Here is a 20,807-nt window from a genome sequence, read left to right on the forward strand (position 1 = left end):
TCAATCATCGAGACTGAACCGACCCTCATCCCTTCACCGCGCCGCTGGTCATCGCGCCGAGGATCAACCTCTGGAGCGACAGGAAGGCCACGATCGCCGGAACGACCGAGATCAGGCAGGCGGCGGCAAGCAGCTGGATGGACGAGTCGGTCTGCATGCCGCGGAAGTTAAAGATTCCGACGCCGATCGGCATCAGGTCATTTTTGGTGAGCAGCAGAAAAGGCACCAGGAATTGCGACCAGCCGGCAATCACCGTGATGATGAAGACCGACGCGATGCCCGGCGCCGACAAGGGAAGGATGATGCGCCAGAAGACCGAGAAGCGGTTGCAGCCGTCGATCATCGCGGCTTCGTCGAGACTGCGCGGGATGCCGTCGACGGTGCTCTTCAGGAGCCAGGTCGCCAGCGGAACGCCGAGCGCGATATAGACCATGACGACGGCAAAATGGGTGTCCAGCATGCCGAGCCGGTTCATGTAGCGGTAGAGCGGCACCATGATGACAAGCGGCGAGATCATCTGGAAGAGCAGCAGTCCCATCATCGACAGGCCCTTGCCGCGGAACTGAAAGCGGGAAAAGGCGTAAGCCGCGGGCAGTGCAACGATCAGCACGCCGATCCCGCTCAGGGCCGCAAGCTTGAGGCCGTTCCAGAGATAGATCGGAAAATAGCTGTTGTTCAGTACGGTGATGAAATTGTCGATGGTCGGGTTCTGGGGAATATAGCGCGCCGCACCGCGATAGATCTCGCGCTTATCACGCATCGCCATCGACAGGAGATAGGTGAGGGGGCCGGCGAAGAAGACGAACATCGCCAGCATGAAGAGATAGCTCAAGGCATCGCCGAGCCGCGTTCCGGTCCGTCCGCTCATTGCTCTTCCTCCTTCGGCAGGAAGGAGGCATAGACGAAGGCAAGACCGAGGCTGATGATCAGCATCAGCACGGAGAGCACGCTGCCGCCGGAGAGATCGTAGTTTCTGAAGACGATGTTGAAGACGTAGAGCGAGATCACCTCGGTCGCGCGGCCAGGGCCGCCGCCCGTCAATGTGATGATCGCGTCGAAGGTATTCACCGTCTGGATGGTAATCAGGATCATGTTGACGAGGATGGCGGCGCGCAGCTGCGGCAGGGTGACGAAGAAGAACTGCTGCGAGGCCGTTGCGCCATCGACTTCGGCGGCTTCATAGAGCGAGGGATCGATCGCCTTTAGCGCCGCATACATCACCACCATCGAAAAGGCCGTGCCGCGCCATATGTTGGAGATCAGCGTCGACCATGGCGCCATGGCGGGATCGGAAAGCCAGGCGACGGTCGGCATATGCATCAGCCTGAGAATGCTGTTCAGCGCGCCGTAGGGCGCTTCGGAAAACAGCATCTGCCAGATGATGCCGCCGGCAATGCCCGGCACGACCCAGGCGATGAGCGCCGTTGTTCTCAGGATGGTGGTGCCGAACAGGCCGCGCTTTTCGCCGCGGATGACGGTGACGGCGACCGCAAGGCCGAGGATCTGCTGGCCGATGACGCTGCCGCCGACGAAGATCAGGGTCGCCCATAGAATGTCGGGCAGCTGCGGCGAACTCAAAGCATTGACGATCGAGCCCAGCGTGTAGTCCTGAGTGTCGCCGATCAGCGTCGCATTGGTGAAGGAAAGCCGGAAAACGTCGATGACGGGGTAGAGGTAGAATATGCCGATAACGACGATCACCGGCATGATCCAGGGCAGGGGCGCCCCGGCGAAACGGCGCATGAACGTTCTGCTTTGAGGCGGGCTGTCAACCTCGATGGCAATAGGGCTCATTGGCTTCCCTGTCCGGGTTTGGCAATGTCGGCGGCGCCTGTCAGACCGGCGCCGTCGTTGTCGTGCGGATGACTGCCCCTCACCCTAACCCTCTCCCCGTAAACGGGGCGAGGGGACGTGCCCTGCGAGAGGCTAGTGGGAGGTCGAGAGGTTGCGGCTTGTCCCTTCGCCCCGTTTACGGGGAGAAGGTGGCGGCAGCCGGATGAGGGGCTGCTCTCGCCAACCTCCTGAGCTTAACCGCAGCATCACAGACGCTTGTAAGCCTCCATCGCCGCATTGAAGGCGGCATCCAGCGCTTCTTCCGGTTTCTTCGTGCCCGAAAGCACGTCACCCATCATGATCTGGATCTGGTTGGATATTTCCGGATAGATCGGCACGCCGGGGCGCGCCTGCCCGTCGACCAGAGCCTTGGCGAAGGTCTTGTTGGCTTCGGTCGAGAAGACTTCATACTTGTCGAACAGCGATTTGCGGGTCGGCAACTGCTGCTGCAGTGCGTTTGCCGGCCCCATATAGACCTCGCGTGCGAGGTTGGCGCACATCTCGACCTTGTCCTTGTCCTTGCTGAAGGAGGCGATCGTCCAGCCACCGGTGCCCGTCGAGCGCTGATCGGCCGTCGGACCGGGGATCGGCGAGAAGGTCCAGTTCTTGAACTCGTCTTCGTCGAGCGTGGACTTCAGCTGGGCATATTGCCAGTTGCCGCCGATGAAGAGGGCAGTCGTCGCCGCCGCTGCCGCGGCATTCATATCGTCGTAATTGGCGATCGTGCTGACGCGTTTGGGAGCTGCGCCGGAATCGACGAGATCCTTGAAATAATTCAGCGCCTTCAGAAATTTCTCCTTGTTCTCGCCTTCGCCGAAGACCGGCTTGCCTGAGTCGTCGACGAGCTTGCCGCCGAGCGCCCAGTAGTTCGCCAGCCAGTCGAAGGTCGTGCCTTCCCAGCGCCCGCCGTTGAAGAGCACGCCTTCCATGCCCTCCTTGGTGGAGGCAAGGGCGGCCTTTTTCAGATCGTCCCAGGTCGCAGGCGCATCTGCGACCACAGACTTGTTGCGGTAGAGCACACGAAGGTCGGTATCCCACCACCAGGCGCGCACCGTCTGGTCCTTGTCGGTGATGCCGCTGCGGATGAAGGGGAAGAGATCGTCCACTTCTTCCTTCGAGAAATAGGGTGTGAAGTCCGCCAGCACATGATTGACCATGAACTGCGAGAGGACGAAGGAGTCGACGGCGGCGCAATCCGGCGCATTGCCGGCCTTGGCCTGCTCCAGCATCTTGGCCTGTTCGGTGCCGATATCAGACGACATGAACTGCATCTGCAGTTTCCAGTCGGGATGCTTCTTGATGAAGTCGACGAAGAGCTTTTGATAGCCCTCGGCGATCGCCGGATCGGCATTGTTCGGGCTGTCGTTGGTCAGACGGACGACGAGAGATTTTGGCGCATCGGCAAGGCCGATCCTGTCCTTGGTGGCAAGTTCCTGGGCAAATGAAACGGATGCTGAAAATAACATTGTGCTCAGCGCAAATGCGCTGACGGTGGCGCTCTTCATGATGGGTCTCCTCCCCATTTTGAACGAATACAGCCTGGCGGTCAGTTGACCTCTCCTCATTTCCGTGCTGCATTAATTAGATTAAGTTACTTTGATTTGATGTCAAGCCACAGCTTGAGAGGCCAGAGCCGGGAGGTTGAGATGCTGGCGACAATCAACAGCAGCTAGCGCAGAATTCCGGAAAATCGAGATCGATTTTTCGAAAAGGATCTGCGCCATCGACGTGACGGAGCGCCCTTTGGACGCGTGGCGCATCCACCGCAATTTTCCTGAAGAAGCATGAGGCGATCGCGGACGACCGCGATGGCAAGTGCGGTTTTTGCGCGGCTGCGCGGCAGCTGGCAGCGAACTCATGGAGGACAAGATGCGTTTACTCATTCTCGGTACCGGCGGCATGGCCAACCAGCATGCCGCGAGGTTCAAGGCGATCGAAGGCGTCAGCGTCGTCGGCGGCGTCGATGTCGTGCCGGAAAGGCTCGCCGCCTTCTGCAGCGAACATGGCATCGCCAACCATTTCACCTCGCTCGAAGAAGCTCTCGCCTGGGGCGAATTCGACGCGGTTGCCAATGTCACGCCCGACAGCATCCACCACCCGACGACACTTCAGGCGATCGCTGCCGGCAAACACGTCTTCTGTGAAAAGCCGCTCGCCACCGATGCGGTGAAGGCGATGGAGATGACCGAGGCGATCGAACGCTCGGGCAAGGTCGGCATGGTCAATTTCACCTATCGCAATTCGCCCGCCCTGCAGAAAGGCCGGCAGATGGTGCTCGCCGGCGAAATCGGCGCTGTGCGCCATGTCGAGGCGTCCCATCTGCAAAGCTGGCTGGTCGGCCGTCACTGGGGTGATTGGAAGAGCGAAAGCAAATGGCTGTGGCGGCTGAGCAAAAAACATGGATCGAACGGCGCGCTCGGCGATATCGGCATCCATATCGTCGATTTCGCCTCCTATGGTTCCGGCCTCGACGTCGCTCATGTGTTCGCGCGGCTGAAGACCTTCGACAAGGCGCCTGATCATAAAATCGGCGAGTATGATCTCGACGCCAATGACAGCTTCACGATGAATGTCGATTTCGCCAATGGCGCGATCGGCACCATCCAGGCGACGCGCACCGCCGCCGGCCAGATGGATCAGCTGCGCCTCAGGGTCTATGGCGAAACCGGCTCGATCGAGATGATCTACGACACCGGACAATCGACGCTGCGCGCCTGTCTTGGCGAAGACGTGCACACCGCGACCTGGCGCGACGTGCCCTTCGATCCCGTCGAGACCAATTACCAGCGTTTCGTCCAGGCCGTGCGGGCCGGCAAGACGCAGGAACCGTCCTTCCGCCGCGCCGCCAATATCCAGAAGGTTCTCGACAAGGCGCTGGCTTCCGATCTCAGCCACGCCGATGAAGCGCTGACCTGAGCATCAGGCCGAAGCCGGCGGCAACAGCAGCGTGTTGAGGAAGGGTAGGAGGGCAGCCCCGAGTGCCACGCCGCCGCCGCTGAAGCTCGCCGGTTTCATCGGCGAGATCCAGGGTGTCAGCAGCGGCCTCGTCGAGGTGTCGCGCCGCTCGATGGAAAGCTGATGGATCAGCGCTTCGATCACGCCTTGCGGCAGATCGCCGCCAATCATCACGACGCTCGGGGCAAGGAATCCGGCCATGGCGATGATCGGATCGAGCAGGTGGCCGGCGGCCTCGCGTATCCATTGCAACAGCAGGGGGCAGGAGAATTCCTCGCCCTCGAGCAGGCGGGCGAAGTCCTCGTCGCCGATGCGTGAGCGCAGGGAATGGAACCCGACAACGGTGTTGAGCTGGACATTGTCGGGGCCGGTCAGCATTTCGCCGATGCTGCCCGCCCGGCCATGAACGCCGGAATAGGGAACGCCGCGAACGAGAAAACCGGCCTGGACGTCGTCGTCGATGATGATCATCGCCAGGCAGCCCTCGGGCATGGCGCTGCCGATGGTGCGTTCGGCGAGCAGGCTTGCCGTGCATTCGTTCTCGACATAGGGTCTCGCGACCGTCGACATCGCGGCGATCGCGTCGCTCTCATCCTCCGTCCAGTCTTTGGCGGCAATGCCGAGCCCGATGATCGGCAAGGCAGCGTGGCGATCGACCATATCCCTGGCGACGGCATGCACCGCGCCGACCCTGTCGGCAGGATCCACGTCGAAATAGACCCGATCATGCACCTGGCCGCTCAAGTCGATGAGCACGACCTCGCCACGCCTCTGGCGTAGCTTGACGCCGACGGAGAAGGCGCCCTCCGGCCGCAGCGCAAATTCGGTGGCGGTTGCGCCGCCGCCGAGGCCATTGCGGCGGTTTGACGTGACGAGTTTTTCTTCCGCCAGCCGCCGCAGAATATTGGTAATGCCGGGGCCGGTCAGCCCGCTATGCCGGCCAAGCTCGGTGCGCGTCAGCGGCCCATGCCGGCGGATCGCTTCCAGGATGACACGAATATTCCGGTCGGCGATTTCGCCCGACCTCAGACCCACCGTTTTGGCGCGCGGAACGCCCATCTCCTGGGTGTGAAGCCGACGCGGCCCTGACCGAAGATACCGCATGACCGTCTTTCCTAGAGCAACATCTCGGTGTGTATCACGCTTGCAGGTGTTCGTAACGATTTTCAAGTAGATGGTTGTAATGAAGGGCTGCGGCTCTGCACAGTTAAGGTGTGCTCGGAATTACTTGCATGGAGAGTTGAATTCAACCGATGACCGATGAACACTCTCCCGCCACCGACCGCGACACAAACGCCACCCAGCCAATTCTCGTCTTGCGAGGGAGCGTCAGATACCTCTTCATGATCCTTGGTGTCATGGCGCTCTTTTTCGTCTACCTCTCACTTATCGCCCTTGGGCAGATCGAAATGAGCAGACGCACGAGCGGTGTCGGAGAGGGCCTGTTTGCGATCGTGTTCCTCGCCCTCATCGTTTATGTTGCGGTAAAGGCTCGGCAGGTAGACTTCGCGAAGCCCATAATGGTGATCGGGCCCGACGGCATCGCTGGTCAAAGGCTACCGAAGCTCATTCCTTGGCGAATGATCGAACGTGTTGATATCCCTCAGGCCTGGTGGGCGGAATTCATCCATCTGACTGTTCGGAAAGACGCTGATCCGGAGATACTTGAAGTGCTGCGCAAGCGGCAGCCTCTTGAAAGGACCGTCGCGATACCGCACAGATGGGTGCCGGGGTTCAGTTCAAGCGAAGTCAAGGACATCGTGAATCGCTACTTTGAACGCTCACGACAAAGCTGAAGTGGGGTGAATATCTGCTTCAGGCGGCTCGTCCCTGATGTCGCTTCGACCGGCCCTACGATTTAGTAGCTGCAGGGGCGATCGTTGCCGAAGCCGTCCCGGCAGGCAGGTCTGAGTCCATAGTCGACGCTGCTGTATCCAACTGAGCCGGTTTGCACCGAGTCGGTGGAACTCGTCGTGCAGGAAGACGAGACGGCGACCGCGACGACGGCTGCCATTGCAGTCAGTAATTTGCGAATTTGGAGCATCCCCCAACCCTCCCATCGCTGGCCGAGGGCCAGCATCCATAGTGTGATTTCCAGGCAAATAGGCCGATACCCTTCTCGGTAAACTCCTGCCGTCGATCAAGATTGCGTTATTCCTTGAAAGTCCGGCAGCCGGTCCGATACCGAAACAATGGGCTCGCTTCACAATGACCCTCGTCCGCACTTGACGGCAAATCAAAGTTACTTAATCTAAGGACCGGCAGGACCCGCTGGGAGGAGGGGCCGGCGATTGCGATCTCTGTCGCACCATCTTCATCTCCCAAAGTCATGATTCCGGATCGTTCGCCGCCGATTTTTCAACAGGATAAGCCATGCCTCTGACCATTGCCCAACGCCTCGACCGCCTGAAAGTCCGTATCGCCGAGCTGGCGCATTGGCGGGATCGGCAGAGTAGCCCTATCGACGGCTGGTCATTCGAGGGTAAGCCGATCGGCCATCAGCAGGATTGGCCGCATCGCCAGGGTGTCGTGCATTTTGCCGCAAGTGCTGAAGCGCCGGAGGGCTGGCCGCTTGAAGATATCCGTCTGCAGCTCGATCTCGGCGGCGAGAGCCTGATCACTCTGAGCTATCCCGATGGCAAAAGCGAAACATTCGGTCTCGATCCCTATCATCCGGAATTCCTGGTGAAGGGCCGCCGTTTCTCGATTGCGACGGAAAGCGTCGCGCGCTTTCCGTTCGGCGAGCCGAACCGGGCCCCGCGGCTGAACAAGGCCCGGTTCATCTGGCTCGACGGCCCGGCTCATCGCCTGCATCTTCTGTTGAAGCAGGTTTCCGAGGCGATCGATGTGCTCGGCGAGCATGAAGTCGTGCCGCATCTGATGGATGCCGCCGAACAGGCCCTGCGCAGCCTCGACTGGCCGTCGGATACGGCGGCTTACATCTCCCGCACCGCCGATGCCGTGATGCAGCAGAAGATCTGGGAGCTGCCGGAGCTTGTGGCAAATCCGTCAGGCCTGAGCGACGAACAGAGCGCCTCGGCGGCCTCTGCCTTCGAGGTTTTGACGGCGCGGTTGAAGGAACTGCAGAAGCGCTTTCCGCCGAATGGCGAGCTGCTGCTGACCGGACATGCGCATATCGATCTCGCCTGGCTTTGGCCCTATCGCGAGACGCGGCGGAAGATGCGGCGCACCTTCAATACGGCGCTGTCGCTGATGGAGCGCTCCGACGATTTCCGTTTCAACCAGTCGACCGCCCATTATTACGCACAGATGGAAGAGGAAGACCCGGAGCTTCTCGAACGCATCAAGGAGAAGGTCGCGGAAGGAAAGTGGGAAACAGTCGGCGGCATGTGGGTCGAGCCCGATACCAATATGCCCACAGGCGAAAGCCTTGTCCGCCAGGTTCTCTACGGCCAGCGTTATTTCGAAAAGACCTTCGGCACGCGCCATACGGTGTGCTGGCTTCCGGATTGCTTCGGTTTTTCCGGTGCGCTGCCGCAGATCCTGAGGCAGGGCGGCATCGACAGCTTCTTCACCATCAAGGTCAACTGGAGCGAGACCAACCATATCCCTTCCGACCTCTTCTGGTGGAAGGGCCTCGACGGAAGCCAGGTGCTGACCCACACTTTCGACAATCCGATGCAGGGATATAACGGCTTCGTGCAGGCCGATTGTTATGTGCCGACATGGAAGAATTTCCGCGGCAAGGTCCAGCACGATACTTCGCTTCTGGCGGTCGGCTATGGCGACGGCGGCGGCGGCGTGACGCCCGAAATGGTGGAACGCGAAGTGCAGCTGCGCGATTTCCCCGCCATCCCGCAGGCGCGCTGGGGCACCGTCAAAAGCTTCTATGAGAAGGCGCACCGCACCGCGGGGGAAAAGAACCTTCCGGTCTGGGACGGTGAAATCTATCTCGAACTGCACCGCGCAACGCTGACGAGCCAAAGCGGCGTCAAGCGCAAGCATCGCCAGGCCGAACGGGCGCTGATCACCGCTGAAACGCTCGCTTCACTTGCCCATATGCTGGGTGCCGACAAGCCGAAAAGCCTCGAAGCGGATTGGCGCGTGGTGCTGAAGAACGAGTTTCACGATATCCTGCCGGGATCGAGCATCCGCGAGGTCTATCAGGATGCGGAGCAGGAACTCGGCGGCGTCATCGACAATGCCAAGTCCGAGCAGGCAAAGGCCTTGCAGGCGCTCTCGGCCCATCTGCCGAAGGGTGGGGTTGGCGATGCGCTCGTCGTCGTCAATCCGTCGCTTGCGCCGCGGCCGGTGAGCGCCACGCTTGCCGACGGAACGGTCATCTCGGCCGGCGATATCGTCGCTCCTCTGTCCGTGGCGGTCTTCGACAGGCAGTCCCTGCAGCCGGCCGGCAGGCTGAAAGCAAGTTCCGATCGTCTCGAAAACGATCATCTCGCCGTCGTCATCGGCAAGGACGGGGCGGTTTCAAGCCTCATCCACAAGGCGAGTGGCCGGGAAGCGGTCGATGGTTCGGCCAACCAGCTCTGGATCTATCCGGATGACAAGCCGCGCAATTGGGACGCCTGGGATATCGATGCGGATTATGCCGAAAAGGCCGTCCGTCTCGAGGCGCCGGAGAGCATCTCGCTCGTCGAAAGCGGCCCGCACCGCGCGGCAATCCGCGTCGTTCATCGCTACCGGAATTCGAGCGTTACCCAGACTTATGTGCTGACCGCCAATTCCAAGCGGCTCGATATCGAAACGACGATCGACTGGCACGACCGCCGCACCTTGCTGCGCACCCTCAACCCGGTCGATGTAAAGGCCCGGAAGGCAACGTTCGAATGCGCCTTCGGCATCGTCGAGCGGGCGACCCACACGAACACTTCCTGGGAGCAGGCAATGTTCGAGGCCGTCGCCCATCGCTTCGTCGATATCAGTGAGCCGGGTTTCGGCGTCGCACTGCTCAACAATGCCAAATATGGTCACAGCGCCCGCGGCAATGTGATCGGCATGAGCCTGGTGCGCGGGCCGATCTATCCGGATCCGCTGGCCGATGAAGGCGAGCAGAGCTTCACCTATGCGCTGCTGCCGCATGACGGCGCCTGGCATGAAGGCGGCGTGCTCGACGAGGCGCTCGATCTCAACCAGCCGCTCGTCGTCGCGGAGGCCAAGGGCCTCTCCGTCGGCACGTTCGCGCCGCTTGCGGTCGCCGGCACTCCCGTCGCCTTTTCCGGTCTGAAACCGGCGGAAGCGGGCGACGGCCTGATCCTGCGCCTCTACGAACCCGCCGGCCGGCGCGGCCGCCTCTCGCTTGCCCTGCCGTCCGGATGGAGGGCGTCGCAGCCGCTCAATATTCTCGAAGAGCCGATGGAGCGGAAAGGCCCCGCCGACATCATGCCGTTTGAGATTCGAACCTGGAAGCTGCAGAAGGCCTGACGGTTCATTCTTGAGAGAGCCCCTCACTGTGGCTCCGATGCGGCGGTGAGGACGAGGCCGGGCGACAGCGCGGCACATCGGCGCGCGTAAAAGTCTTTGGGGTACGAGACATACGGGTTGGCTGGTCGGGCAGAGGTATCGCGAAGCCGTAAGCGGCATCGTGAACTGGTTGGCCGGCTTCGCTGGAGGTATACGCGATCAGTCCTTCAAGCCGAGGCTTGCCAGCAGCCGGCCGACATAGGCCTCCAAGCCGCCGACCATGTCGAAGCGGTCGGGATCGCGCAGCCAGAGCATCTGCAGCCCGTCCATCACCGCGATCAGTTCGGCGGCCATTGCCCTACTGTCGGTCTTGGCGTCAATCGTGCCGTCGGCAATCGCCCGTTCGAAGGTCGCGGCGACATCCTTCTGCATCTGGGTGGCGCGGCCGAGAAACCATGCTTTGGCGGGGTGGTCCTTCATCAGGCTCTCCGCATTCAAGATGGCGAAGGCCCTGACGACCTCGATCATTTCGGCGTTGCGGCGGAAGATGGCAACCATGCCCTTGAGCAGGCCGCTGAGATCGGAGCAATAGTGCTCGATGAAATCAGCACTTTCGAGGTCGCGTTGCGCGAGGATCGCCAGTAGCAGATCGACCTTTGTAGGAAAGTGGTGCAGCAAGCCGGGCAGCGACAGGCCGACATCCCGGGCGATGTCGCCGATCGCGGCATTCTGGTAGCCGTCCTCGGCAAAGCGCCGCATCGCCGCCGTCAGGATTTCCGCGCGGCGTGTTTCTCCCTTGCGGGATCGGCGCTGTCGTTTTTCCTCTCCGGCCTGATGTTCCGACAATTCTGCCATCGTCTCTTGTCTGCCTCTTGGAGCGGCGGTCGGCCGGTCCTCGGCCGATTTCTCCCATGCTTTCCATCCATACATCAGGCTTGTCCGATTGACATCTTAAAAATACCGAGTAATCGGTAGGTTTAAGGATTTCCGTGGGAGGTTTGCATGATCGATTCCATTCTCGACCAGATGACACCCGAGGAGCAGGTCTCGCTGTTATCCGGCGCCGATTTCTGGACGACCGTCCCCGTCGAGCGCCTCGGCGTGCCGAAGATCAAGGTGACGGACGGCCCGAATGGTGCGCGCGGCGCGGGTTCCCTGGTCGCCGGCGTCAAGGCCACCTGCTTTCCCGTCGGCATCGCGCTCGGCGCCACATGGAATCCCGAACTCGTCTCGCAGATGGGCAAAGCCCTTGCGCGTCAGGCAAAGAGCAAGGGTGCCGCGGTGCTGCTGGCGCCCACGGTGAATATCCATCGTTCCGGGCTCAACGGCCGCAATTTCGAATGTTATTCGGAAGATCCGATGCTGACTGCCGAGCTGGCCGTCGCCTATATCGGCGGCGTGCAGGGCGAGGGGATCGCCGCGACGATCAAGCACTTTGCCGGCAACGAGTCCGAGATCGAGCGGCAGACCATGTCGTCCGATATCGACGAGCGGTCGCTGCGCGAAATCTACCTGCCGCCCTTCGAACAGGCCGTGCGCCGCGCCGGTGTGATGGCGGTCATGTCCTCCTATAATCGCCTAAACGGCACCTATACGAGCGAGCATCACTGGCTGCTGACCAAGGTGCTGCGCGAGGAATGGGGTTTCCAAGGTATCGTCATGTCCGACTGGTTCGGCTCGCATTCGACTGAAGAGACGATCAATGCCGGTCTAGATCTTGAAATGCCGGGTCCGGCGCGCGATCGCGGCGAGAAGCTGGTTGCGGCCGTGCGCGAGGGCAAGGTCGAGGCGGCGACGGTACGGGCTGCGGCGCGGCGGATGCTGCTTCTGCTCGAGCGGGTCGGCGCCTTCGAGAGCAAACCCGATCTGACAGAGCGGGCGGTCGACCTGCCGGAAGACCGGGCGCTGATCCGGCGCCTCGGCGCGGAAGGCGCGGTGCTCCTCAAGAATGACGGCATCCTGCCGCTGGCGAAAACCTCGCTGGACCGCATCGCCGTCATCGGCCCCAATGCGGCAAGCGCGCGCGTCATGGGCGGCGGCAGCGCACAGATTGCGGCGCATTATACGGTGAGCCCGCTCGAAGGCATTCGCGCCGCCCTTGCCAATGCCAACAGCATCAGCCATGCGGTCGGCTGCCGGCATAACCGTCTGATCGACGTATTCAAGGGAAAGATCACGGTCGAATATTTCAAGGGCCGCGGCTGCAAGGGCAATCCGCTGCATGTGGAGACCGTCGACAAGGGCGAATTCTTCTGGTTCGAGCTGCCGTCGGGCGAACTCGACCCTGCCGATTTTTCGGCCAGGATGACCATGCAATTCGTGCCGGAGGAGAGTGGCGATCATGTTTTCGGCATGACCAATGCCGGCCTGGCGCGGCTCTTTGTCGACGGTGCGCTGACGGTGGACGGCCATGATGGCTGGACGCGCGGCGAAAACTATTTCGGCACGGCCAATGACGAGCAGCGCGGCACCGTGGCGCTCGAGGCCGGCCGGGCCTATGCGATTACCGTCGAATATGAGCCGTCCACCGCGAGCGGGGAGGGCATCAACCTGATCGCCGTCCGTTTCGGCGTGGAAAAGCCGCTCGGCGAGGCCGATATCGAGGCAGCCGTCGAGACGGCCCGCAATGCCGATCTGGCGCTTCTCTTCGTCGGCCGTGACGGCGAATGGGATACGGAAGGTCTTGATCTGCCCGACATGCGGCTTCCGGGCCGGCAGGAGGAACTGATCGAGCGGGTGGCCGCCGCCAATGCCAACACCGTCGTCGTGCTGCAGACCGGCGGCCCGGTGGAAATGCCCTGGCTCGGCAAGGTCCGCGCCGTGCTGCAGATCTGGTATCCGGGGCAGGAGCTGGGTAATGCCGTCGCCGACGTGCTGTTCGGTGATGTCGAGCCGGGCGGCCGCCTGCCGCAGACCTTCCCGAAGGCGCTCACCGACAATTCCGCCATCACAGGCGATCCCGCCGTCTATCCCGGCAAGGATGGGCATGTGCGCTACGCCGAAGGCGTCTTCGTCGGCTACCGTCATCACGATACTCACGCCGTCGAGCCGCTGTTTCCCTTTGGCTTCGGTCTTGGTTATACGCGCTTCAGCTGGGCTGAGCCGCGGCTGTCGGCCGGCGAAATGGGATCTGAAGGGATCACCGTGAGCGTCGACCTGACCAATATCGGCGACCGGGCGGGCTCGGAACTGGTGCAGCTCTATGTGCGGTCGCCGGAGACCAAGGTGGAGCGGCCCGACAAGGAACTGCGCGCCTTCGCAAAGCTTTCGCTGCAGCCCGGCGAGACCGGCACGGCGGTGCTGAAGATCCTGCCGCGGGATCTCGCTTATTTCGATGTCGAGACCGGCGCCTTCCGCGCCGAACCCGGCAACTATCAGCTGGTCGTGGCGGCGAATGCGGCGGATATCAGGTTTGTCATTGATCTGTCCTCACCACTCACCCACGTGCTGTCGCCTTCGCATTAGCGGAGAATGCTGAGGCCCGTCGCTCGATCTGCGGTCAGACCGCGTCGGGCTGGGTGCGGAGATTGGTGACGACCCGCCGGTTCTGCACTTTGCAGGAGCGCTCGGTGCAGTCGCGGACTTCGCGATCGTTGCCGTAGCCCTTGGCCCACATGCGCTTGGTGTCCACGCCCTTCGAGGCGAGATAGGCCATCGCCGCATCGGCGCGCTTCTGCGACAGCGTCTCCATCTTCGACGCGGAACCGGAATCGTCGGCAAATCCCTGCAGCTTGAGCAGCCAGGTCGGGTTCCTGTTGAGCCAATTGGCCTGGTTGTCCAAGGTTGCCATGGCGACGGAATCGAGCGCGGCCGAGTCCTGCTTGAAGTAGATCCGCCGGCCGACATTGAGGATAAAATCCTCTTCGCTGCCCGCCGCGACGTTTTCGAAGCCGGGCGCGGGATCGTTGGTCTGGCCGGTCATCGGCGCTGCGGTGGGTTCTTCCAGGGAGGCGACCTCGGTGGTGGAGCAGCCGGCCAGCGCCAGGAGCATGGCCGCAGCGAGAAGGCGCCTCGTATATCCGGTCGTAGCAGACATCAGAGTTATTTTCCTCATTCGACCGGGGTTGTTTGGCTGACCTGCGTGGTGCTTTCGGCCTGGTCGGCGATATGCGGCAGAACCTGCACAGCCGTACCGATCGGGCAGCGCTGGTAAAGGTCGATGGCATCCTCGTTGAACATGCGGATACAGCCGCTGGAGGCATCCTTGCCGATGCTCCAGGGCTCAAGCGTGCCATGGAAGCGATAGCCCGTGTCGACGCCGTCGCGATGCAGGTACATGGCGCGGGGTCCGAGCGGGTTTTTCGGTGAGCCTCCCGCCACGAATTCGGGCAATTCGGGATGGCGCTTGCGCATCTCCGGCGGCGGCGTCCAGCGCGGCCAAAGCGATTTGGCGTCGATCGTGGCGCGGCCGAACCATTTGAACCCTTCGCGGCCGACGCCGACGCCGTAGCGGATGGCGGTCTTGTTCTCCATGATCACGTAGAGGAAATGGTGCCTCGTATCGACGACGACGGTGCCGATCGGCTCGCTGCTGAAATATTTGACGACCTGGCGTTGCCACCGTCTGTCGATCTTGGCGAAGTTGGTCCTTCGGAACGTCACGCCATTGTCGACGGTGGTGCCGTCAAAAAAGGAAGACGCCGCGGCGAAGGCCGATTTGCCGACTGCGCCGGCGCCAAGTAACGCCAAACCACCAAGCAAAATATCCCTGCGGGTCCCCACCATCGGCAATATCCCCCTTAAAGCCAAAGCAGCGAATGTCAGTAAATCAGATTTTTCATTTGCGACAACAGAAAATTCTTCTCTTCCTTCAAGACCGGGATCGCGTCTGCGGTCTCATGATCTGTATTGCTCCGCTCATTACTCCAGGGGACCGTTCGCCCAGGGCAACCTCAGGGGAAAAGATCGGGAAGTTCGGAGAGGGCGATGCGCCGCAACCTGACCGCTTCCGCCATGTCAATCGACCGATACGGAAACCGTAAACGCGTGCCCACGGGTCCCCAATTGCCGATGGCGCTTAGAAGTTTGTCGAGAGCGGCGTTCGAATAGCCGAATTCCTGGCGAAATGGGACGATATGCGCGTCCATAAACGTGCAGATGCGTCTCTCCAGATCGAGAGCGGCGTCAAGTTCGTCTCGCATCGACACCGTCCAGGCCTGAGCACCGCGTGGACTGAGACAGGCCACGTTGGAAAAGGAGCCTGTCGCAACGCCCTCCTTGATGCCGGTTGCGAGACGATGGCCGGGGACGAAGAGCGAAAGTCCCGATAGATGCCGGCGGGCTTCGGCATACCAGGACGCGCCGCCATCGGCGAGCTTGATGCCGATCACCGCAGGCGCTGCCGCGCAGACCATGCCCAGTTCCTTGGGCGCCAGCACCCGTTTGGCATGCGGCGGATTGTAGAGGATGAGCGGAATTCCCTCGGCGGCCTCGGCCGCCCGTTTCAGGAAGTCGACCGCTTCGGCATCGGTGAGCGGCCACCAGTCCGGCAAGATGACCTGAATGGCGCGAGGATTAAGCGCGGCGGCGCGGCTGATGCGATTGAGCATGATCAGCGGGTCGGGCTGGCAGGCGCCGATCACGAAGGGCATGGAGGAAGCCTTGCAGCGTTCGGCCAGCATCGCCTGGATCCTGTCGAATTCCTCCTCGGTTTGATTGTGGAATTCGCCGGCGGTGCCGTTCGAATAGATGCCGTCGACGCCGGCATCGATCAGGATGTCGATCTCTTCGCCGAGCTTGTCGAATTCAATACTGTCATCGGCTGCGATCGGCAGAAGCAGGCTCGCCCAGTTTCCGCCGATGGCCGGATGCGGCGTCTTGACGTTCATCTGTTTTCTCCGGTGGATGGCGGATCAGTTGAGGTCGTCGCGGATGCAGGCCTTGAAATGGCCGGGCGCGATTTCCCGCAATGGCGGAACCGCGCCGGCGCACGCATCGAGCGCACTCGGACAGCGTGTGCGAAAGACGCAGCCGCTCGGCGGATTGGCCGGGCTTGGAATATCGCCTTTCAGGATCTGCCGGTCACGGCGGGCATCCGGATCGGGCGATGGAATCGCCGAGAGAAGCGCGCGCGTATAGGGATGCTGGGGTCGCGCGTAGAGATCGGCGCTCGGAGCGATCTCCATGATGCGGCCGAGATAAAGCACGATCACCCGGTCGCAGATATATTCGACGACGGCGAGGTCATGCGAAATGAACAGCATGGTAAGGCCAAGCCGCTGTTGCAACTCGCGCAGCAGGTTGATCACCTGCGCCTGGATCGACACGTCGAGTGCCGAGACCGGCTCGTCGGCAACAATGAATTCCGGCGACAAGGTCAATGCCCGGGCGATGCCGATGCGCTGGCGCTGCCCGCCGGAAAATTCATGCGCATATCGATTGATCGCATCTTCAGGCAGATCGACCTGGGCCAAGGCGGTTTGCGCCCGTTCGAGCCTGTCGCGTGCCGATCCGATCCCTTGGATCTTCAGGCCCTCCGTCAGGATTTCGCCGATCGTCATGCGTGGCGACAGACTGGCGAAAGGGTCCTGGAAAATATACTGCATGCGCGGCCGTTGCCGTCGGAGCGCCGAACCGGAGAGTCCGGTGAGTTCCTGTCCGTCGAAACGGACACTGCCTGTGGAGGGTTCGACAAGCCGGAGGACGGAACGCCCGATCGTGGTCTTTCCGCTGCCGGATTCGCCGACAAGCCCGACAACTTCCCCCTTGCCGATGTCGAAGGAGATACCCTCAAGAATGTTCAGCCGCGTGCCGTGGGACGTATAATGTTTCGATAGGTCGCGGACGGAGAGCAGCGGTGCGCTCATCTAGATCTCCTGCCATCTGATGCAGCGGCTGGCATGCTGCGGATTGACCTGTTCGAGCACGGGGATTGCGGCGCGGCAGGCATCGATCGCGAATTTGCAGCGCGGGGAAAAGGCGCAGCCGCTCGGCATGTTCATCAGGCTCGGGACCATGCCGGGAATGGCGGAGAGTTTTTCACCTGCCTGTTTCATCCGCGATGCGTCGCCGAGGCGCGGCATGGAGGCAAGAAGACCCATCGTGTAGGGATGCTTCGGATTGCGGAAAACCTCGCCGACCGGCCCTTCTTCGACAATCCTTCCTGCATACATGACCGCGACGCGATGGGCGATTTCGGCGACCACGCCGAGATTGTGGGTGACGAACAGCATGGCCATGCCGCGTTCGCGCTGCAGCTTGAGCAGCAGATCGAGGATCTGCGCCTGGATCGTCACGTCGAGCGCCGTGGTCGGCTCATCGGCGATCAGCAGCGCCGGATCGCAGGCGAGCGCCATGGCGATGGTGGCGCGCTGGCGCATGCCGCCCGACAATTCGTACGGGTATTGGCCGGCGCGGCGCCGGGCGTCCGGTATGCCGACGCTTTCAAGCAGCGTGACGGCTGCGTCCATCGCCGCCTTGCGGTTTGCACCGCGATGGATGCGGATCGGCTCGGCGATCTGGTCGCCGATCGTGAAAACGGGATTGAGGCTCGACATCGGCTCCTGAAACACCATGCCGATGTCGTCGCCCCTGATCCGGCGCATGCTCTCTTCATCAAGGGAAACAAGATCCCGGACCGCGCCGGAGCGCGTCGTCAGGCGGATGCTGCCGGCGGCGATCACGCCGATGTTGCGGGTGAGCAGCCGCATGACCGACAGGCTGGTGACCGACTTGCCGGAGCCGGATTCGCCGACGAGCGCCAGCGTCTCGCCGGCGGCAACGGTCAGGTCGATATCGTTGACCGCCGCGATCTCGCCGCCGCGGATGCGGAAGATCGTTCGCAATCCCCTGATGTCGAGTACCGGTTCAGCCGCCTGTTCCATCGGCTCGCTCAGTTCAGCAGGCCGGTTGCGCGCAGGATCTCGTCGATCCGTGCGGTTTCCGCGTCATTGAGCGAGGCGCGCGGCCGCGGCATGACGGCGGTGTCGATAATGCCGAGGCGCTGCATGGCGGTCTTGAACGCGCCGATGCCCGATGCGCCTCCGCTGACCCGGCCCTGGGCGACCCAGACGATTTCGAAGAGGCGGCAGAGGCGCTCCTGCTCCTTCCTAGCTGCGGCCCAGTCGCCGCGCTGGGCGGCATCCCAAAGCCTGATATAACCGTGCGGATCGACATTGGCGATACCGGGAACAACACCGTGAGCGCCCATCAGCAGGGCGTTGTCGACGACGATCTCGGAGCCGGTCATCAGGAAGACGTCCTTGTGTTCGGCAAGGTCGAGAAGCGCATAACGGAAGTTGCCGTCGTCGCCGCTGGAATCCTTGAGGCCGATAATGCTGCCTTCCTTGGCAAGTGTGACCACGGTCTGGCGCTGCAGCTTGACGTGAACGCAGACAGGAATGTCATAGGCGACCAGCGGAACGTCCACGGCGTCGTGGATATAACGGAAATGATCGAGGATCTCGGACTGGCTGGTGACCGTGTAGAAGGGTGCCGTGACCACCACGGCGTCGGCGCCGGCCGCCTTTGCGACCTTTGAATGGACGATGACCCGATCCGTGGTCGGATCGATGACGCCGACGATCAGCGGCACGCGGCCATTCACCACCTTGGCAGAATGCTCGATGATTTCGCGGCGGGTCTTTTCGTCGTGGAAGATGACTTCGCTCGTCGAGCCGAGCACGAATACGCCGTGGCAGCCGGCATCGATCAGATGATCGAGCACGCGGGTATAGGAGGGGTAGTCGACGGTGAGATCCGGATTGAGCGGTGTTACGACGGGGGGGATGACACCCTTGAATTTGGTCATTTTCGCTTCTTTCGATTGTCAGTTCAGTTCGGCACGCGGGTCGAAGGCATCCCTGAGGCCATCGCCGATGAAATTGATGGCAAGCACGGCAAGGATCAGCGCGCCGCCGGGGAAAAGCCATTGCCACGGATATTGTTCGAGCACGGCGGTGGAGCGGGCCGCATTCAGCATGTTGCCCCAGCTTGCCGCCGGCGGCGCGATGCCGAGACCGAGGAAGGAGAGGCCCGCCTCGAGCAGGATTGCATTGGCGATCTGCAGCGTCGCGTAGACCACGATAATATCGATCGAGTTCGGCAGGCCGTGGCGGAAGAGCAGATGTCCGATGCCGGCACCCATGCCGCGGGCGGCCAGGACGAAGTCGCGCTCGCGCAATTCCAGCAGCCGGGAGCGGATCATGCGCGCAAGCAGCGGCCAGGAGAGCAGCGAGATGACCAGCACCGTCGGCCAGATGCCGGTACCGGCAATCGAGGCGAGCACAAGCAGGAAGATGACGGGCGGCAGGGTCATCACCAGATCGACAAAGCGCATCGAGACGGCGTCCGTCCAACGTCCCGCAAGCGCCGATATGGCTCCGAACAGAAAGCCGATGATTGCGGAAAGGGCAGTCGATGCGACGGCGACCAGCAGCGAAATCCGGCCGCCTTCGAGCACACGCGCAAAGACATCGCGGCCAACGCCGTCGGTTCCGAACCAGTGGGTTGCGCTCGGACCGCTGTTCATCGCCAGAAGATCGATGTCGTTCGGCTGGAAAGCCCACCACAGCGGATAGGAGAGGATCAGCAGCAGCATCGGCACGGCGATGCAGACGCCGGCAACGGCTGCGCGGTTGAGCAGGAAACGGCTGAAGGCGCGGGCAAGCGGCCCCGGGCTGCGGGTTTGGGGGGAGCGTGCCAGCATGATCAGCCCACCTTGATGCGCGGATCGACGACCGCATAGGTGATGTCGGTCAGAAGATTGACGACCATAACGCAAGTGCCGATGACGAGCGTCGCGCCCATGATGACCGGATAGTCGCGGGTCTGTACGGCATCGACGAGCAAGAGACCCATGCCCGGCCAGTTGAAGACGCTCTCGATGAAGATCGCGCCGCCGATCGCAAGCCCGATGGTGGAGCCGATCAGCGTGACGATCGGAAGAAGCGCATTGCGCAACGCATGTTTGGTGATGACCCAGAACTCGATGACGCCCTTGGCACGGGCCGTGCGCACGTAATCCTGGTTCAAGACCTCGAGCAGAGAAGCGCGCATGTAACGCATGATCAATGCGGCTTGAGCGACGGACAGAAGGGCGGCCGGCAGGATCAGATGATGAAGGAGATCGCCCAGCGAGAATTCTTCGCCGGGGGTCAGCATGCCGCCCGATGGCATCCAGTGCAGGCGGACGGAGAAGATATAAAGGCCGATCAGCGCGCTGAGGAATGCCGGGCTCGAAATGCCGGCAAGCGCAACCACCGACAGGGAGAGGTCGGCAAGCGAATTGCGGCGGACGGCGCCGATCACCCCGCAGGCGATGCCGGCGACGACGGCGAAGGCAAGTGCGGTGCCCATCAACAGGACCGTCGGCCCGATCCGCGACAGCACCAGGCTGAGAACCGGCTGGTCGAGACGCTTGATCGAATAGCCAAGATTGCCGGTCAGCGCCTGCTGCAGCCAGCCCAGATACTGAACGGGCAGGGGCTGGTCGAGGCCAAGGCTTCTGCGCAGATCGGCAAGATCCGACGGCGACATCGGCAGGTTCGGATCGATATAGGCATCGATCGGATCGCCGGGTGTCAGGCGCAGCAGCAGGAAGATCAGCATGCTCAGGGCGACGAGCATGCCTACCCCTATGATCAGGCGTCTAAGACTGTATCGGAGCATCGTCAATCCGTTTTGTCGGGCCGTCTTGTCAG

At 61.9% G+C, this 20,807-nt stretch carries 18 protein-coding genes and 1 pseudogene; 5 read left to right on the forward strand and 14 right to left on the reverse strand.

The features are described from left to right. Window positions 1–25: 25 nt before the first annotated feature. The 3 genes from FHX14_RS28420 to FHX14_RS28430 form a co-directional block, all read right to left on the reverse strand. Window positions 26–868, reverse strand: coding sequence for a carbohydrate ABC transporter permease (locus FHX14_RS28420; protein ID WP_003592064.1), 843 nt, complete (start codon window positions 866–868; stop codon window positions 26–28). Beyond that, the gene (locus FHX14_RS28425; RefSeq protein WP_012555709.1) at window positions 865–1,794 is read right to left on the reverse strand and encodes a sugar ABC transporter permease; all 930 of its coding nucleotides are present in this window, start codon (window positions 1,792–1,794) and stop codon (window positions 865–867) included. Before FHX14_RS28425 ends, FHX14_RS28420 begins: the two co-directional genes overlap by 4 nt. Window positions 1,795–2,039: 245 nt before the next feature. Continuing rightward, window positions 2,040–3,338: an ABC transporter substrate-binding protein gene (locus FHX14_RS28430; RefSeq protein WP_184380201.1), complete on the reverse strand. Its 1,299-nt coding sequence runs from the start codon at window positions 3,336–3,338 to the stop codon at window positions 2,040–2,042. A 364-nt stretch (window positions 3,339–3,702) separates the two neighbouring features. On the opposite strand from FHX14_RS28430, the gene FHX14_RS28435 reads away from it, so the two are divergent. Continuing rightward, window positions 3,703–4,749: a Gfo/Idh/MocA family oxidoreductase gene (locus FHX14_RS28435; RefSeq protein WP_184380203.1), complete on the forward strand. Its 1,047-nt coding sequence runs from the start codon at window positions 3,703–3,705 to the stop codon at window positions 4,747–4,749. A 3-nt stretch (window positions 4,750–4,752) separates the two neighbouring features. Here the strand turns inward: FHX14_RS28435 and FHX14_RS28440 are convergent, their stop codons facing one another. Beyond that, window positions 4,753–5,892 carry an ROK family transcriptional regulator gene (locus FHX14_RS28440; protein ID WP_184380205.1) on the reverse strand — a complete coding sequence of 380 codons (1,140 nt, stop codon included), beginning with the start codon at window positions 5,890–5,892 and terminating at the stop codon, window positions 4,753–4,755. 149 nt (window positions 5,893–6,041) lie between these two features. Between FHX14_RS28440 and FHX14_RS28445 the strand changes: the two genes are divergently transcribed. Beyond that, window positions 6,042–6,584, forward strand: a complete 543-nt coding sequence (locus tag FHX14_RS28445; protein WP_184380207.1) for a hypothetical protein — start codon at window positions 6,042–6,044, stop codon at window positions 6,582–6,584. Window positions 6,585–6,646: 62 nt separating this feature from the next. On the opposite strand, the gene FHX14_RS33205 is transcribed toward FHX14_RS28445, so the two are convergent. Continuing rightward, window positions 6,647–6,832: a hypothetical protein gene (locus FHX14_RS33205; protein ID WP_246713484.1), complete on the reverse strand. Its 186-nt coding sequence runs from the start codon at window positions 6,830–6,832 to the stop codon at window positions 6,647–6,649. Window positions 6,833–7,161: 329 nt separating this feature from the next. Here FHX14_RS33205 and FHX14_RS28450 point away from each other — a divergent pair, with 329 nt between their 5' ends. Together FHX14_RS28450 and FHX14_RS33210 are read left to right on the forward strand one after the other, a co-directional pair. Beyond that, on the forward strand, window positions 7,162–10,188 hold the full coding sequence (locus tag FHX14_RS28450) for a glycoside hydrolase family 38 C-terminal domain-containing protein (RefSeq protein WP_184380209.1): 3,027 nt from the start codon (window positions 7,162–7,164) through the stop codon (window positions 10,186–10,188). 52 nt (window positions 10,189–10,240) lie between these two features. Beyond that, window positions 10,241–10,429, forward strand: a pseudogene (locus FHX14_RS33210) (alpha/beta hydrolase); the annotation flags it as partial. On the opposite strand, the gene FHX14_RS28455 reads toward FHX14_RS33210, so the two are convergent. Next, the gene (locus FHX14_RS28455; RefSeq protein WP_179612509.1) at window positions 10,387–11,022 is read right to left on the reverse strand and encodes a TetR/AcrR family transcriptional regulator; all 636 of its coding nucleotides are present in this window, start codon (window positions 11,020–11,022) and stop codon (window positions 10,387–10,389) included. The pseudogene FHX14_RS33210 and the gene FHX14_RS28455 overlap by 43 nt on opposite strands. Window positions 11,023–11,169: 147 nt before the next feature. Between FHX14_RS28455 and FHX14_RS28460 the strand changes: the two genes are divergently transcribed. Beyond that, window positions 11,170–13,632 carry a beta-glucosidase gene (locus FHX14_RS28460; RefSeq protein ID WP_184380214.1) on the forward strand — a complete coding sequence of 821 codons (2,463 nt, stop codon included), beginning with the start codon at window positions 11,170–11,172 and terminating at the stop codon, window positions 13,630–13,632. A gap of 34 nt (window positions 13,633–13,666) precedes the next feature. On the opposite strand, the gene FHX14_RS28465 is transcribed toward FHX14_RS28460, so the two are convergent. From FHX14_RS28465 to FHX14_RS28500, 8 genes are all read right to left on the reverse strand, one after another. Beyond that, window positions 13,667–14,203 carry an OmpA family protein gene (locus tag FHX14_RS28465; RefSeq protein WP_003592182.1) on the reverse strand — a complete coding sequence of 179 codons (537 nt, stop codon included), beginning with the start codon at window positions 14,201–14,203 and terminating at the stop codon, window positions 13,667–13,669. A gap of 14 nt (window positions 14,204–14,217) precedes the next feature. Further along, window positions 14,218–14,892, reverse strand: coding sequence for a L,D-transpeptidase (locus tag FHX14_RS28470; protein ID WP_003592183.1), 675 nt, complete (start codon window positions 14,890–14,892; stop codon window positions 14,218–14,220). 167 nt (window positions 14,893–15,059) lie between these two features. After that, window positions 15,060–15,995, reverse strand: coding sequence for a dihydrodipicolinate synthase family protein (locus FHX14_RS28475; protein ID WP_184380216.1), 936 nt, complete (start codon window positions 15,993–15,995; stop codon window positions 15,060–15,062). A 24-nt stretch (window positions 15,996–16,019) separates the two neighbouring features. After that, entirely contained in the window at window positions 16,020–16,973 is a 954-nt protein-coding gene (locus tag FHX14_RS28480; RefSeq protein WP_184380218.1) for an oligopeptide/dipeptide ABC transporter ATP-binding protein, read from the reverse strand. Beyond that, window positions 16,974–17,990: an ABC transporter ATP-binding protein gene (locus tag FHX14_RS28485; RefSeq protein ID WP_184380219.1), complete on the reverse strand. Its 1,017-nt coding sequence runs from the start codon at window positions 17,988–17,990 to the stop codon at window positions 16,974–16,976. A gap of 8 nt (window positions 17,991–17,998) precedes the next feature. Beyond that, entirely contained in the window at window positions 17,999–18,916 is a 918-nt protein-coding gene (locus tag FHX14_RS28490) for a dihydrodipicolinate synthase family protein (RefSeq protein WP_184380221.1), read from the reverse strand. A gap of 18 nt (window positions 18,917–18,934) precedes the next feature. Beyond that, a complete protein-coding gene (locus FHX14_RS28495) occupies window positions 18,935–19,813 on the reverse strand; it encodes an ABC transporter permease (protein WP_184380223.1) in 879 nt (292 codons plus the stop codon). A 2-nt stretch (window positions 19,814–19,815) separates the two neighbouring features. After that, the gene (locus tag FHX14_RS28500) at window positions 19,816–20,775 is read right to left on the reverse strand and encodes an ABC transporter permease (RefSeq protein ID WP_184380225.1); all 960 of its coding nucleotides are present in this window, start codon (window positions 20,773–20,775) and stop codon (window positions 19,816–19,818) included. Between the last annotated feature and the right edge of the window lie 32 nt (window positions 20,776–20,807).

It is taken from the genome of Rhizobium sp. BK619, assembly GCF_014195245.1.
In the GTDB taxonomy this organism is placed as follows: Bacteria; Pseudomonadota; Alphaproteobacteria; order Rhizobiales; family Rhizobiaceae; genus Rhizobium; species Rhizobium acidisoli.

What these genes read in the sequence shown, in the direction of transcription:
- FHX14_RS28420 (WP_003592064.1), bottom strand. Translation starts at nt 868, where the DNA reads ATGAGCGGACGGACCGGAACGCGGCTCGGCGATGCCTTGAGCTATCTC.
- FHX14_RS28425 (WP_012555709.1), bottom strand. Translation starts at nt 1,794, where the DNA reads ATGAGCCCTATTGCCATCGAGGTTGACAGCCCGCCTCAAAGCAGAACG.
- FHX14_RS28430 (WP_184380201.1), bottom strand. Translation starts at nt 3,338, where the DNA reads ATGAAGAGCGCCACCGTCAGCGCATTTGCGCTGAGCACAATGTTATTT.
- FHX14_RS28435 (WP_184380203.1), top strand. Translation starts at nt 3,703, where the DNA reads ATGCGTTTACTCATTCTCGGTACCGGCGGCATGGCCAACCAGCATGCC.
- FHX14_RS28440 (WP_184380205.1), bottom strand. Translation starts at nt 5,892, where the DNA reads ATGCGGTATCTTCGGTCAGGGCCGCGTCGGCTTCACACCCAGGAGATG.
- FHX14_RS28445 (WP_184380207.1), top strand. Translation starts at nt 6,042, where the DNA reads ATGACCGATGAACACTCTCCCGCCACCGACCGCGACACAAACGCCACC.
- FHX14_RS33205 (WP_246713484.1), bottom strand. Translation starts at nt 6,832, where the DNA reads ATGCTCCAAATTCGCAAATTACTGACTGCAATGGCAGCCGTCGTCGCG.
- FHX14_RS28450 (WP_184380209.1), top strand. Translation starts at nt 7,162, where the DNA reads ATGCCTCTGACCATTGCCCAACGCCTCGACCGCCTGAAAGTCCGTATC.
- FHX14_RS28455 (WP_179612509.1), bottom strand. Translation starts at nt 11,022, where the DNA reads ATGGCAGAATTGTCGGAACATCAGGCCGGAGAGGAAAAACGACAGCGC.
- FHX14_RS28460 (WP_184380214.1), top strand. Translation starts at nt 11,170, where the DNA reads ATGATCGATTCCATTCTCGACCAGATGACACCCGAGGAGCAGGTCTCG.
- FHX14_RS28465 (WP_003592182.1), bottom strand. Translation starts at nt 14,203, where the DNA reads ATGTCTGCTACGACCGGATATACGAGGCGCCTTCTCGCTGCGGCCATG.
- FHX14_RS28470 (WP_003592183.1), bottom strand. Translation starts at nt 14,892, where the DNA reads ATGGTGGGGACCCGCAGGGATATTTTGCTTGGTGGTTTGGCGTTACTT.
- FHX14_RS28475 (WP_184380216.1), bottom strand. Translation starts at nt 15,995, where the DNA reads ATGAACGTCAAGACGCCGCATCCGGCCATCGGCGGAAACTGGGCGAGC.
- FHX14_RS28480 (WP_184380218.1), bottom strand. Translation starts at nt 16,973, where the DNA reads ATGAGCGCACCGCTGCTCTCCGTCCGCGACCTATCGAAACATTATACG.
- FHX14_RS28485 (WP_184380219.1), bottom strand. Translation starts at nt 17,990, where the DNA reads ATGGAACAGGCGGCTGAACCGGTACTCGACATCAGGGGATTGCGAACG.
- FHX14_RS28490 (WP_184380221.1), bottom strand. Translation starts at nt 18,916, where the DNA reads ATGACCAAATTCAAGGGTGTCATCCCCCCCGTCGTAACACCGCTCAAT.
- FHX14_RS28495 (WP_184380223.1), bottom strand. Translation starts at nt 19,813, where the DNA reads ATGCTGGCACGCTCCCCCCAAACCCGCAGCCCGGGGCCGCTTGCCCGC.
- FHX14_RS28500 (WP_184380225.1), bottom strand. Translation starts at nt 20,775, where the DNA reads ATGCTCCGATACAGTCTTAGACGCCTGATCATAGGGGTAGGCATGCTC.